12 protein-coding genes are annotated in these 14,944 nt (G+C 29.6%); 8 read left to right on the top strand and 4 right to left on the bottom strand.

The features are described 5' to 3' along the window. Positions 1-2: 2 nt before the first annotated feature. From V7P59_RS06120 to V7P59_RS06105, 4 genes are all read right to left on the bottom strand, one after another. The gene (locus V7P59_RS06120; RefSeq protein ID WP_333809270.1) at positions 3-3,533 is read right to left on the bottom strand and encodes a DUF6443 domain-containing protein; all 3,531 of its coding nucleotides are present in this window, start codon (positions 3,531-3,533) and stop codon (positions 3-5) included. 9 nt (positions 3,534-3,542) lie between these two features. After that, positions 3,543-7,106 (bottom strand): hypothetical protein, encoded by a 3,564-nt coding sequence (locus V7P59_RS06115; RefSeq protein ID WP_333809269.1) that lies wholly within the window; start codon positions 7,104-7,106, stop codon positions 3,543-3,545. A gap of 16 nt (positions 7,107-7,122) precedes the next feature. Then, on the bottom strand, positions 7,123-8,754 hold the full coding sequence (locus V7P59_RS06110; protein ID WP_333809268.1) for a T9SS type A sorting domain-containing protein: 1,632 nt from the start codon (positions 8,752-8,754) through the stop codon (positions 7,123-7,125). Between the two features lie 212 nt (positions 8,755-8,966). Continuing rightward, entirely contained in the window at positions 8,967-9,800 is an 834-nt protein-coding gene (locus V7P59_RS06105; protein ID WP_333809267.1) for a hypothetical protein, read from the bottom strand. Positions 9,801-10,140: 340 nt separating this feature from the next. On the opposite strand from V7P59_RS06105, the gene V7P59_RS06100 reads away from it, so the two are divergent. The 8 genes from V7P59_RS06100 to V7P59_RS06065 all read left to right on the top strand — a co-directional run bounded on the left by V7P59_RS06100 (position 10,141) and on the right by V7P59_RS06065 (position 14,943). Continuing rightward, a complete protein-coding gene (locus tag V7P59_RS06100; protein ID WP_333809266.1) occupies positions 10,141-10,347 on the top strand; it encodes a hypothetical protein in 207 nt (68 codons plus the stop codon). Positions 10,348-10,394: 47 nt separating this feature from the next. Continuing rightward, positions 10,395-12,047: a tetratricopeptide repeat-containing sensor histidine kinase gene (locus tag V7P59_RS06095; RefSeq protein ID WP_333809265.1), complete on the top strand. Its 1,653-nt coding sequence runs from the start codon at positions 10,395-10,397 to the stop codon at positions 12,045-12,047. A gap of 6 nt (positions 12,048-12,053) precedes the next feature. Next, positions 12,054-12,719 (top strand): response regulator transcription factor, encoded by a 666-nt coding sequence (locus V7P59_RS06090; RefSeq protein WP_333809264.1) that lies wholly within the window; start codon positions 12,054-12,056, stop codon positions 12,717-12,719. A 108-nt stretch (positions 12,720-12,827) separates the two neighbouring features. Continuing rightward, the gene (locus V7P59_RS06085; RefSeq protein WP_290819885.1) at positions 12,828-12,998 is read left to right on the top strand and encodes a hypothetical protein; all 171 of its coding nucleotides are present in this window, start codon (positions 12,828-12,830) and stop codon (positions 12,996-12,998) included. 56 nt (positions 12,999-13,054) lie between these two features. Beyond that, the gene (locus V7P59_RS06080; protein ID WP_333809263.1) at positions 13,055-13,492 is read left to right on the top strand and encodes a hypothetical protein; all 438 of its coding nucleotides are present in this window, start codon (positions 13,055-13,057) and stop codon (positions 13,490-13,492) included. 5 nt (positions 13,493-13,497) lie between these two features. Then, positions 13,498-14,151 (top strand): hypothetical protein, encoded by a 654-nt coding sequence (locus V7P59_RS06075; RefSeq protein WP_333809262.1) that lies wholly within the window; start codon positions 13,498-13,500, stop codon positions 14,149-14,151. A 28-nt stretch (positions 14,152-14,179) separates the two neighbouring features. Then, complete coding sequence (locus V7P59_RS06070; RefSeq protein WP_073585224.1) at positions 14,180-14,380, top strand: hypothetical protein; 201 nt, start codon at positions 14,180-14,182, stop codon at positions 14,378-14,380. 32 nt (positions 14,381-14,412) lie between these two features. Then, complete coding sequence (locus V7P59_RS06065) at positions 14,413-14,943, top strand: hypothetical protein (RefSeq protein WP_333809359.1); 531 nt, start codon at positions 14,413-14,415, stop codon at positions 14,941-14,943. The last annotated feature ends 1 nt before the right edge of the window (position 14,944 follow it).

Raw genomic sequence — 14,944 nt, 5'->3', positions numbered from 1 at the left:
AATCAATCTTGAGGTATTGTTATTGATAATAATATTTTTTGTTCTTCTGTTATAACTTTATCAGGTGTTTCTTTCCTAAGTACTTTAAAGTCTACTGCAGTCGGCCAAGCTTCAGTTGCTTTGTCTGTATGGTTTTCAACTTCTAATCCACCTTGACCATAAACCATCATACCAGATGCTGTTCCATCTGTTTGAGTAACAGTCATTGAATGTTCCGCTTCTTTTGGCCCATAATATACAACTTTGTCACCTTTTTGAGCATCATCTACACTAACTGATTTATAACCATCACCTTTTATTAATGCTGGAACTTCTCTATTATCAATCCAGTATTTCCCATCAGCAAAGGTTGTACCATGACAATTTGTATCCCATTCCTTAGTACCACCTTGGCTATTATTTAAAACTTTAATAGGTGTGCCATCATCTGCAAAAATATAACCAACTTCAAAATCATTACTCCCACCTGGATGTTGAACATTTTCTCCATAACCTGCACTTACAAAAACAATGTTACCATCCTTATCTCTTTGGATTGGGTCTTCAACAATATCTGTTGGTGCCATCCCATCAGGGTCAATAAATCTAATTGGATTATCAAAAGCATAGTTATATGGACTATGTCTTCTCATTTGTTCTGCCAATGGGTCAATATTCATCCATCTACCAAGAGCAGGGTCATAATTTCTTGCTCCGTAGTCGTACATGTTAAGCCCCAACTCGTCTTGGTACTCTTTTCCATTGTACTTATACTTGTAAGAAGGCTCAACAGGAGCTACAGGAGGTGGTCTTCTTAAACCGATAGACCCTGATGTTCCTTTTGAATATAATAAGAGATCACTATTGTAGTTTGTATGTTTTAACCCAAATGGATAATAATGATTCTCTTCCATTATTTTTATATTGTGAGTTAAAGGATCAAATCCATAACTTAATCTAATATTACCTAAATGATCTGTATAATTAAAAACATAATTAAAACTGTAACTTGTTCCTTCCAAAAGTGCCATTTCTTCTGTAGCATTTACATATCCTTCTGCATGTGGAAAAAACTGTAATACTGTATTTTTATACTGAAAACCACTTAAATAATCTATTTCAACGTTTGAGTTCAATAATAATGAAGAATTATCAATTACAGATTTGTTTATTTTTTGACCTAACGCATTGTAAAGATAATTAATTACATTTCCATTTCCAAATACAATAGTTACAGGTAAATTTAAATGATTATATATTATTTGATCAATACCTTTATTAGTATCACTTATCATGTTACCATTTCTATCATACTCATAATCATCGGTATTGTCCTCATATTGCCCGTTATTATATTCTATGTCATCATTATTCTCTGAAAATCCATCGGGCGAATTTGACAAATCAAAAACTTTTTTTAATAAATTTTGATTGTCTTGATCATAATAATATTTTAATTCATCAATATTATTCTCCATTTGATAACCATCTGTATCTAAATTACCATTGCGATATAATGATGTAATGTTACCATTTTTATCATATGAGATTTGTTCTAAATAATTATCAAAGTAACTTGAGCTTTGTGGCTTTAAATAATTTGCTTCTAATAACCGATTCAAATTATCATAACTATAATTGTATTTTCTTAAAACATTATCAGCACTAGTTATCCAATAAGTCGAGGAAATATTTCCATTATACAGCGGAGTTGAGGCAACATCATTTGAGCCATGAGAATCATAATCATTATAATTTATTTTAAAGGCAAATAAATCATTCTCAGATTCAATATCCAACACGTCATTAATGGATTTTAACCAACCTCTAATGTTATAGGTATAATCTACTTTTTGTAAGCTTGATGATCCTGAAACATCTTCTCCACCAACATTTTTGCTAATTAATTGTCCTAGTTCGTCGTATGTATTCTTTGCAATTAATTGTTCAGCAAGTTGATTAATTTGTTGCTTATGTAAAACCAATTTATCTTGCGGACTATACTCAAACATATCTTTAATAACAATGTCTGTATCTGAACTAGTACGTTTATGTTTTGTAATGGTGTAAATCGTTTTTCCTGCCCAATCTAAATTAGTGTCTACTCTAGTATAGCCTCCTAAATGGTTAGTCGTTTCAGTTTGAACTGGTCTGTATTTATTATCGTATATTGTATAAGATACTTCACCATTAGTATTATTTGGATTATCCAAAGCCCTTACCCAACTGCCTGTTTGAAGTCCATTTACATTGGATGCAATAGGAAAACTACTGTGAGGCATAGTAGTAGGAATTGTAGGTGCATTTGAATAATTGTAATTATCATAATAATTAATGGTTAACAATTTGAAACTTGCTATAGGTTCAACATTATTTGTATAACCTAATGGTAGATTATCAAAACTTGAACTTACTGAAACACTTTCATAAGGAGTAAGCAACCCATTTTGTTCTGCTTGATATTTTGCTCTTTCTATAGAGTTAACATCCTTTCCTGTATACCATCCTGTATAAACAACTCTATTAAAAGAATCATACTTAGTAATAAGCCAGCCAATATCAGTTTCCTCAGAAGCCCCCCATGGATTATATGCAGGACCTGTGGCAACGGGCATATCTTGTGAATTATACACAATAAACTCCCATTGTTTACCTGGCAGCTTTTTTTCAACTAAACGATTTCTGTAATCATATTTGTATTGATAACACATATCATTTAAATTGATAGTATTACCATTCGCTAATGGAGGTATGACATACGTTAAATTACCAAATTGATCATAAACATAATAGGTTTCATAAGCATCGTTATTGTTATAGGTTCTTTTTAAAACTATTTTACCTGTTTTATCTTTGAATTCTTCAGTAGTATTATTCTTTCCTGAAATCCAATGTTCATCTTTTGTTATCGTAACATATAATTGATTGGCTCCGTAATTACCATTTTGAACTAAAGAGATTTCATACACTCCTAAACTATTATTCCATGAAGCATTTGCTTTGTACAATTTAACAGCTTCAGAACCAGTAGAAAGATTAGTAGCATATTCAAACTTAACTTCTTTACCTCCATTTTTTTTCCAATCCTCTCCTGGAGCAGCTTGTTTGTAAACTCTATTCAAAGGTGAATTTTCAAGTATTTTTTCACTGTAAGGATTACCAGTTGCCTCAAAATTTGGATTACCCGTATTGGCAAAACTAGGTGAAATATAAAAACCCAATAAATCTGATTGAGCTGATGGTAAATAACTAAGCGATGCGCCTGAACTTACATAAGGTAAATACTCTTTTATTTGCCTACCAAATTGATCATACTCTATATGAGTGATAATATCTTTCCCCGAATTAGATTGCTTGTGATTTATTTGTTGTATTGGTCTACCTAAACCGTCGTAATAGACAACTTCAGTATTAGCAATTGTAATATCTGGATTATTAACTGAATTAGTTGTAGGCAATTTGTATGTAACTTTCTTTGTGTAATTTTGATTAGTGTCTTGCCCAAAAGATACTAAACTAAAAAACACACTGATTATAATATATATATATTTCATACTTTTCTATTAATATCTTTTGAAACTTAAATCAAACTCTTGTAAAATTTTATTCTCTTTATCCTTAATCATTTTTAACCTATGCAAATCATCATATATGTAATACAAATGGTCACATTTTGGATCTATGATTTCGGTTAACAAATCAGTATCAGGGTCATATTTATAAATTGTTACTAAGATTGGCAATGGATTACCTGATGCATCAAGATAAACACAAGGTGCAGCTATGGGTAAATTTTCAATATCATCCGAAAGCATGCCTCCAGCTCCAGCAACATAATTCTCAATTTTCATTGTTACTTGATTTTTACTGTTGTAGAAATATTTTGTCTTTGTTCCTTTGTTTAAAGAAACCAATGTTGGTCTACCAAAATCATCAATCTCATGATAAATCACTCTGTCTTCAAAAGAAGACCCCGACTCTTCTCCTTTATCAGATTGAATTTTATGCAAAACAATTTTAGAATTTGGAATTACAGAATTTAAATCTCTGTAAATTGTTCTAACTTTACTTATTACCTCTGAATCTTTTCTTTTTTCAACAAGTATAGGTGTATTAATTATATTTTTAGCGTAAAGTGATTGAACAGCATTAACTTGAATTGGTGTTAAACCTGTCTGATATACTTGATTTGTTCCTTGATTAACATAATAATTGTTAACTTCATGGGTTGAACCATCACTATCATAAGTTATAATTTTTGTTGGTAACCCTCTGAAAATTCCATATTGATAATTTTCCACTGACGTAATTCTATTATATGATGAATCATCTAAAACATTTAATGGAACGGGATCAATGTACTCTTTAGTAATTTTTTGGATTAATTCACCTCTTTTAGATTCTGTAATGTAAACTCCTAAGGTAAAGTATGACGCAACATTTGATTGAGTTTCTCCAGGTTCAAACCAAATTGGCTCAAATTCTTTGTGACTGATTACGTTATTTAATTTACCACTTCTGTTATAATTATAATTGTACTCAACCTCTCGTATTTTACTCAGATTTGAATTTTCACGCTTAAAGTATCTTTCTTTTACCAATGTACCATTATATGGAGAAGGAATAGAATTAAACTTATTTAAAAATTCATTATCGGCATCAATTAAATAAGCAGCGATTGAAAGAGTTAAATTGTTTGAGAAAGTTTTTATTTCAGTAACGCCGTAACTAGAAAAAATATCAAATTGTTTTTCTATTCCGCCTTTTTCAAAATTATCACCACCTAAACTAATACTAACATTTTGATACATATCTCCTCCATCACTTTCTCCATAAACAGCCCTATCTGAATATATATTAAGATATTGATACCAAATTTCTTCTGCATTACTAGAAGTACCTGACGGACAATTTTGATTAATAATACAAATTTCATTAAATATGTGTTTATCTTCTTTAACATAATTATTGCCTTCCCCTAAAATTGGTAAAGTTTGTAAGTCTATAGGTGCATTAATATTGTTTATTTCTGAATAGTAGTATCTTTTAATGTTTTCAGGCTGATTATCTTCTGAATAATCAGTCATTCGCTTCAACCTTATACCTAAATTATCTTCAATTGTATACCCATCATCATAACTTAAACCTACTAATGCTTCCATTCCGATTGGGTCATTACTTGAGGTAGGATTTATACTAATACTTACTTTATAATTATATCCTTGCTGAAAAAGTACACTAACTAAAAATGATTTTTGAACAATTTCTATTTGAGTTAATGAACTTGAATCAGAATTAAAGGCCAATAATTGAGTTTTAATAACAACCTCTTGAAGTGTACTAGGATTTACTTTTGTAACTATTATAGTAGCTCTTTCATTTTGATTCAATATAATATCGCCTTGCTCTCTATATGCTTTCAAAAGAACATTAATATTAACATATTGTGTTTGAAAAACATTAAATATTCCTATCACATTACTTCCTTCTTCTTCTGGCAATATTTTAGGAACTCCATCAGTTAAATAATTATTTGTACTAAAATTATATTGCGACATATTACGCCAAGCATGAAGGGATATTGATTTGTATTTTTTCTTTTTTGCTTTGCTCGCTGGTTCGTAATCAAATTCCGTATAACCACCTGTTGGATAGTAAATTCTTTTTAAACTTCCATATTTTGCATAATTAAAATCAGGTGATCTATCCGCAACAATCTCATTCCCAAAAGGATTAAATGTAGGGTGGTTTGGAATTCCAGTAACATTTGATTTACCATTAAAAAAACCCAAAAAATCTTGTGAGTAAGAAAACCTATTTGGTAAACCTCCTGGGACATTGTAGTCAAACTCATAAATATTGTTCCTTCTACCATTTTGTGTATTAATAGCATACTCAACATTTTTGTCAAATATTATCTTAGTCAAAAAAAATCTTTTTTGAGCATACCTTGTTGTAGCAGGAGGATTTGGATTAGGACTAAAACCATAATACTCAAAGTCAATTGTTTTGAATGCTCCAAGAGGACCCAAACCATCTTTATCGACTGTAATGGAATTTAAAACCCTTTTAAATGATTGATTGTCAATGTTTTCTGAATTAAAATTGATTTGCTCATTATTATTTATAGAATATATTTTTTTTAAATATCTAGGATTAATAACTCTTGAAGAAACCGTTATTAATGAGGAAGTAACAGCTACTATATCTCTGTAGTTTTGACATTTTTTATTACTATTATTATCACCATTCCCCATACAATAATCTTCATCAGCATAAGCAATAACTCTGCTTTTCTTTTGAGTTTTTTGAACAGACAAGATTTGTGATGACAACGTTTCATACTCAAAGTAAATACTGCCATTAATAGGATGCTCAATTTTTGTTAAATAAAAAGCGGTAATACCTTGATATGTTTCACCTGTTAATCCCCCGTTAATTACATTTCGTAATGTTGTTTCTTCAATTGCAGAGATACCACCAAAAGTATATTTTACTCCATTTGGATCATAAATTTCAATTATTTTGTAATTATTAAAATCTGCCTTAGAACCTATATTAATTTTAAGATTTTGATCGTCTTTGATTAACTGAGCATTCCAATTTTCATCAAAATAAAAACTCCCTGAATATCCATTAAAATTAAACTGAAAAATATCAACTTCAGTATCATATTGCGAATCTGTAAATGTTTGCCATATATAATTTGCTTGAGAAGAACCATCTATAGTATTTGTATTATAGTACGCCACATCGGAATCAGAAAAAATTCTTCTTTTATTCACTCCCGTAGTTTCATCTGCAATATCTCTAATCGTTCTTGTAATAACACCACCTGCATTGAGAGTCCAATTTATTCCCACCCAAGTTGGTATGTCGTCAACTCTCACACCCGAACCGTTATATGAAATTGAAATAGGCACCTCTAATTGTCCTGCTTTGTATGTATAAAGAGGAATTGTATGGCTAACCATTCCTTTAAATTCATTTGCTTGCAAATCTGCATATTTTGTCATTGCAGATGCTTCAGGAGATGGAGGGGTAAAATTTGGTAATTTGATTTCTTCTTGTGCTACTCCAATTACACAAAAAAAACTGAACAATATTGCTTTAATGTATTTATTCATAAGTATATGTTTTTTCTTATTTCTTAATCACTTTAACACCATCTGTACTAACGTCTGTCTTTACCTCAATAATATAAATTCCTTGAGGAAGTCCGCTTAAATCTATTGGAATAGTTCTTTCTCCTTCAATTTTAACAGATTTAATCATTCTTCCGCTTAAATCAAACAAAGTGGCTGTACCTTTTTTGTAGTCATAGCCAACAATTGCGTTTGTAAATGTATTTGCTGGGTTAGGTATTGCCTCAATGTTCTCTTTGTCTTTGTGTTTTTTGTCTTTGTCTCTGAGTTTTACAATCCAAAAATCACTTCCTCCTTTAAATGAATTTTTGTCTCTTGAAACTTGTCCTTTAGATGTACCAGCTAATATGTAACCCCCATCTCTAGTCTCAAAAAGTTTTTTTAATACTTCATCACCTTTACTACCTACAGTTTGAGTCCAAATTTCATCTCCATTTGCTTTAATCTTTAAAGCGATATAATCATTTATGCCCTCTTTATCTGATTTTGTGTTTTTATCATTTGATTTTGAATTGTTGGATTTTACTTCTGATTGCGCATATCCTCCAATTAAAAATGTACCATCTGGGTTTTCAACAATCGATGTAAGCACATCTAACTTTCCATAATTGTACGTTTCTTGCCATGAAATACTTCCGTTTTCATTTAATTTAACTACCCAAAAATCAGTGCCATTTCTATTTGATTTTGATTTAGAATTTGTAGCTCCTGAGTTTGAGTTTCCTCCAGCAATAAAACCACCATCCTTAGTTTGAGTTAATGCAAATAAATTATCGTCTTTATCTCCACCTATAGTTTCCTGCCATTGAATGTTACCTTCTTTATCTATTTTTACTATCCAATAATCCCCCAGACCAAAGTTTTTTTGGGATTTATCTCCTGATTCAGTAGAGTTAGAATAACCTCCAAGTATAAAACCCCCATCTTTTGTTTGCTCAATACTTTTTAATTCGTCTACATATTTTCCTCCAATGGTTTTATCCCACTCGATTTCTCCTTTACTATCAAGTTTTACAACCCAGTAATCTAAACTTCCTCTTGAGTTTTCTTTCTTACCATATTTATCTTCAACACCTTTTTCATCCACTTCAGATTTATCTGAACTTGACGAACCTCCTAAAACATATCCACCATCTTTTGTTTGAGCAATACTTAAAAGTTTTTCTTGCCCACTTCCACCAATAGTTCTTTGCCAAATTTCTTGACCTCTAGCATCTAGTTTAATAATCCAAAAATCTTCTTGACCTTTGCAAGCATCTTTTTTATCTCCACTTATTGAAGAACTTGAAGTTCCTGCTAAAATAAAGCCACCGTCATTTGTGATTCTTACGCTTTGTAGTAAATCAACTCCACTACCACCAAAACTTTTTTGCCATTCAGCATTACCTTTTTCATCCATTTTCCAAACCCAATAATCGAGATCGCCTTTATTAGCTTCTGTTTTATTTCCATTTTTATTAGAAATAGAACTTCCAGCCAATATGAAACCATAATCAGCTGTTGGAATTGCATCATATAAAAATTCGGCATGTTTTCCTCCGTAGGAGCGTTCCCAAAGAATGTCTTGGGCATGAAGTGTTGTAACTGCCAGTAAACCAGCAATTATCAAGTAGGGGTTATTATTTCTCATTAATCTAAAGTATTATTCTTACAAAATTTGTCAAATATATATTTATTTGCATACATAAAACAACCGTAGAAATACCTGTTTTTCAAACCAGGTATTTTTACCTAGTCAACTAAGTATTTTTACGGGGGTGGTGTTTTAACATTTGGCAAATAAATAAAAAATGAATTTATAAATTGCTGTAGATTTTCTGCAGTTTATGTTAAAATTTGAGTTTATCGTACATACTTTTCAACTATATACTCACTAACAGGTTTCAAGGCTTTACCAGTTTCAGGATGGATACCGTGGGTATTGAAAAATTCTGGTTTACCATCTACTTTACAATACCAATATAAAGACTTCCCATTTTTAAAAAATATAGTTGTATCAGAAACTTCAATTTTGATTAATTTACTTTGATGATCATCAAATGGAATTATATCATATTGTTTCAATAAACCTTGTTGACTTTCACTATTGCAATCAACAATTTCATAATGATTTTTTCGCCACTGCATACACTGTGGATCGGGAGAAATAATATCTTTTGCTGTATAACAAATCGATGTTAACCCTGTTAATCCTAAAAACCCAAATAAAAACTTCCTCTTAAAATTCTTCTTTTGCTCAGGTATTTGAGCTTGTATTTCATGAACTGCATTATTATATTCAGGTAAACTCTCAATTTCAATATCTTCTTGCTTTTGATTGGAATTCAAAAAGTAACTAAAAGGACGTAAATCATAATCAACTAAAATTGCTATTAGGTTTAAAGTATTTTGACTTGTTGTTTGTGATTTCTTATTTAAGAAATTACAAATCTTTTTTAGTTTTTCTACATCAATATTTTCAATAGCTTTTCGTAATTCAATATCAGGTTTTGTTTTGAAAAACAATTCAAAAACTTCTTTATCTTTTTTAGACAATCCTCTATCATGAATTATCAAACATAAATCTCGTAATTGAGCAGGTGAAGGTTGTAACAAAAAATCAGAATAAACCTTACTTTTTTCAAATTCATATTTACTTCTTACTGCAAGAATGTAATCATCAAATGTTTTTGCCATAACGGAATTTTTAAGCATTTATCAGTATTATTCGGAATTATCAGAATTATCGGAATTCCTTACAAACATTCACACAAAAACACACTTCCTTTGCTTCAGAATCAGTTCTTGTTTTAACTAGCTATTGAAACAAATGTACAAAACTGATTTAAAAAAGTGTCGCTATACAGAATCGAATTTTTATTCGGGAAGTATGAAATGAAAGTTCTGTATTAGCACACTCACACTTCCCAAAAAAACAAACGAGTACTCAAAAGAGTTGGGTTTAATTGCCCGAAAAAATGAATTCGGAATAGTTCCGAACAGCCAAACTTATGTTCAATTTTTAATTTCAATTACAATGAAAAAATATTTATTTATAGCTATCATAGCTGTCGGTGGTTTTGCAACTTCTTGTACAACTGACAACGATTTTCCAATCTCAAAAACAAATTCTGAAGTTCAAGAATTCGATTATTCCTTAATGCAAAAAGAAGGAGACACTTTAGGTGAAGGAGACACAGGCGGTCAAGGAGGAACAACACCTGTAAAACCTCCAAAACCATAATTACTAAAAAATTTTTGTATTAAAATTAGAATCTTTAAATTCGGAGAATGATTTTTAAAAAATACATTCTTCGAATTTTTTTATGCTTCACAGGAACTACATTTCTATTTTGTGACAAAATACCTTATCATAACAAATTATATCAGTTACATTTAGAAAAAGCGGAATATAATTTTGAAAAGCAAAACAATACATTAGCTTTTTATAATTATGAAAAAGCAAAGGCTTCTTGTAATGTTTATTCAGAAAAAGAAAAAATAATATATTGCTTAATTCAAATGTCTAACATTCAAATGCGTCAATCAGATTATGTAGGAAGTGAATCAAGCGCTACAGAAGCTATAACTTATTTTACAGACAACACTAATTTAGATTTTAAAACATTTATTTATAATATACTAGGATTAAATTATCAAGAGCTACATAATTACAATGAAGCATCAAAATATTATCAAAAAAGTTTAGAAATTACGGCAGATGAATTATCAAAATGCATTATTAAAAATAATATAGCATATAATTATATCAATCAAGGAAATTATATAAAAGCTAGAGAAATTTTAGAGTTACTAAGAATTAATGATTCTTTAAAAATTAATCATATAGAGTACGCTAGAGTAATTGATAATTTAGGATATGTTTTATATAAACTTAATGATAAAAAAGCATTCGATTACTTAATTCAATCTAAACAACTCAGAGAAAAAAATCAGGATATTATTGGATTAACTTCTTCATATATGCATTTAGCAGAATATTATCAAAAAGCAGATTTAGATGTTGCCAAAAACTATGCTTTAAAAGCCTTTGAAATGGCAAAAAAAACAAATAATCCAGATGATAAAATTGAAGCATTACAATTTCTAACTAAACTATCAGATGGTATTGAAGCTAAAGAGTATGCTATACAAACCTTTAAATTAAATGATAGTATACAAACCGTAAGACAACAAGCTAAAAATCAATTTGCAAAAATAAAGTACGATTCTAAACAAGCTCTCAAAGAACTTGAAAAACAAAAACGGCTTAAAGAATTTTCTGTTGTTGGAATTATTACTCTTTTTGGAATAGGTCTATTTGCTTATTATAGAATCAAAAAAAGAAACAGAAAAAAAATCAAAGAAACAGCCTATCAAACAGAAACTCGAATTGCTAAAAAATTACATGATGAACTAGCAAATGATGTTCATAATACCATTGCTTTTGCCGAAACACAAGATTTATTAAATCAAAAAAATAAAGATATCCTATTAGAAAATTTAGAAACCATTTACAACCGAACGAGAAATATTTCAAATGAAAACAAAGACATTGACACTGGTGAATTATATCTTGAAAAATTAAAAGCTATGCTTGCCACTTATAATTCTTCAGATCGAAATGTAATTGTAAATATGGATGCCTTTAATCATTTAAAAACTTCAAAAGAAATTAAAGTTGTTGTTCATCGTGTACTTCAAGAATTAATGGTCAACATGAAAAAACACAGCCAATGTTCCTTGGCTAGTATTTCGATTAAATCCAACAAGAAATCTTTACAAATCAACTATTCTGACAATGGGATTGGAACGGATAACTTATTAAATTTAAAAAATGGTCTTCAAAATGCGGAAAACCGCATTCTTTCTATAAACGGAACTATTAATTTTGACACTGCACCTGAAAAAGGATTTAAAGTAAAAATTGAGATTCCAAAATAATAGCATATGTTTAAAAAAGTTTTAATAGCAGAAGATTTCGACAGTATTAATATAGCCGTAAAACAAACCCTTGAATCTCTTGGAGTTGAAGAAATTCAGTACGCTAAATATTGTGATGATGCGTTATTAAAATTTAAAAAAGCCAAACAAGACAACGAACCCTTCGATTTGCTAATTAGCGATTTATCTTTTGTTGCCGATTATAGAAAAGTGGAAATTCCTTCAGGAGAAAAACTCATTGAAACTATTAGAAATTTACAACCTGAACTCAATGTAATTGTTTACTCGGTTGAAGATAAAGCTTACACAATAAAAACACTTTTTGAGAAGCAAAAGATTAACGCATTTGTACACAAAGGAAGAAATAGTATTAGTCAACTCAAAACAGCTATTGAAACCTTACTTTATGGTAAAACATTTATTTCTCCCGAATTAGTACATACTTTACAGGATAAAACAGGCAAAGAAATTGACAATTACGACATAACTTTGCTAACTCATCTTGCCAATGGCGTTGCAATTGAAGACATGGAAGCGTTATTTAAAAAATTAAATATTACCCCAAATAGTAAAAGCACTATTGAAAAACGAGTGGCTAAACTCAAAGATTACTTCAAAGCAAGCAACAACATTCACTTAATTGCTATTGCCAAAGATTTAGGCATCATCTAATTTTTTTAACTCTCAAATTAAAAAAATAATCACTTTACGGATTCCCGTAAGGAATACTTTTTTATTGGTTTTAAGTTTGGACATTATTAACTATAAAAAAAATTAATTATGTCAAAATTACCAATTGGGACAACCGCTAGAACAGGTGAAATTTGTCCAGAATCAGGAATTTGGAAAGTTGTTAGTACACCATCAACAACAGCACCAATAGCAAAAGGAAATAAGATGCCTCCATATTCTGGAAGTGCAGTAACATGGAAACTTATTCAATATGCTTAATTAAAATCATGAGTTGTTTATTCATTTAGATAACTCATGATTCTTTAATTTAAATTATGAAAAAAGTTAAAACATTATTATTTCCATTTTTAACAATCTTATTGGGTGGTTTTATATATGTCTCCTTTAGAGTAGAATCGTTAAGAATGTTTTCATGGTTCAATTCAATTAGTTTATCTGAAGTAATTATTAGAATAAGAAATTACACCTTGAATTATGATTTTTTAATTCCTGACTGGGTTAAATTTTCATTACCAGATGGTCTATGGCTGTTTTCATTTATTAGCTTAATACTTATTACATGGAAAAATGAAATCAATTCAAGCAACCTATTTTGGTTAATTGGCTTACCCATAATTGCTTTATTATCAGAAATAGGGCAAAGTATTTCAATTGTACCAGGAACTTTTGACTGGATTGATATAGCTATGTACTTATTCGGATTTATGCTACCATTTATAATCAACAAAAAATCATTAATAATTAAACTATAACAATTATGAAAAAAAGAGTACAACATTTAATATCTGGATTTGTTTTAGCAGGATTTCTATTTATGGCATTCGGAAGTGATGATGATAAAAAAGAAAAAGAAACAGGTGTTGAGTCTACAGATAAAATAATAAGCACGACCGAAAAAAAACTAACTGATGTTGAAATAAAAGAACAACTAGGAAGAGAAATAAGTTCGATAGATAAAGGTATAGATTTCACATCTTATAAAGAATCAATTGAGTCAATTCAATTGGAACTTGTTTTATTTCAGGTCTGGGCAAAGAAAATCAATGAAGCTAAAAGCTCAAATAATAATGATATAAAAGAACTTGGTGAAAAACTTGAAACTAAAGTTAAAAAAATACAAGTATTAGAATTTCCAAAACTTAGAAAAGCGTACGGAAAAATCGTAGCAAAAAAATTATGGGTTGAAAACATTGAAGTAGAAGTATTTGGAAATAATTCAAAAACTATACAATTCACAGGTGGAATTTTTGCCAACAATAAAAATAAACAAGAAACCCAAGAAACGCTTTCCGAGATGCTAAACTTTCTTCGTTTTAAAAAAGCGAATTATAAATGGTATGAATATGATGATGAATATACTTATTATGATTTAGACTCGAAAAATGACAATGAAATAGTTGAATTGAACTAATTCAATTACGTTTTAAACAAAAATATATATGGATAGAAAATCATATAATGTTAACACAAAATCTGGTAGAAGAAATATTAGAAATAAATATCAAAATGACTATAACAACAAAAGCCCTAAAGAAAAAGACGAATTAGATGAAATGATTTTTTGGGGTAGAGTCGTTTTATTTATTGTTGCAATGGCTATTTGTATTGCAATAATTGCTTTTGGAGGTAAAATCAACTAAACAAATTTAAAATGAAAAATTACATCACAATTATGTTGTTGCTAGCAACAACTACCTTTTTCGCACAAGAAACAAAAAAAGAACTTGAAAAAGAGAAAACAAAAATTGATGCATTTGCATCAAAAACTGGAAGTATAATCAAATTAACCGACTATAAGCTTTCTGGAATTAAAACTCTTTACGGAGGATTGTCTGAAACAAGAATTAGAAAAATAAATTCAGGTTCTTTGGTTAGTTATTTTTTCCAGATTGAAAAGCAAGGAAAATACAGTAATTCAACCGCTTCAATAGAATATTCTGATTTACTAGAAGTTATGAAAGCAATTAATTCCTTGAAAACTGAAGTAGAAAAAGATCTTGCAACTAACCCAGAGTATCTGGAAAATAAATTTACAACTGTAGATGGCTTTAAGATTGGGTATATGATAAATAAAGGAAAAACCACATGGTTTTTACAACTTGAAAAATATGGCTCAGATAATACCATATTCATAGAAAATCTTGAAATGGTTGAGAAAGCATTTGAAGAAGCTAAAAACAAAATTGATGAATTAAAAAAATAAA

The organism is Flavobacterium sp., assembly GCF_036782315.1.
Classification (GTDB): Bacteria; Bacteroidota; Bacteroidia; order Flavobacteriales; family Flavobacteriaceae; genus Flavobacterium.
This window is presented reverse-complemented; position numbering and strand designations above follow the sequence as displayed.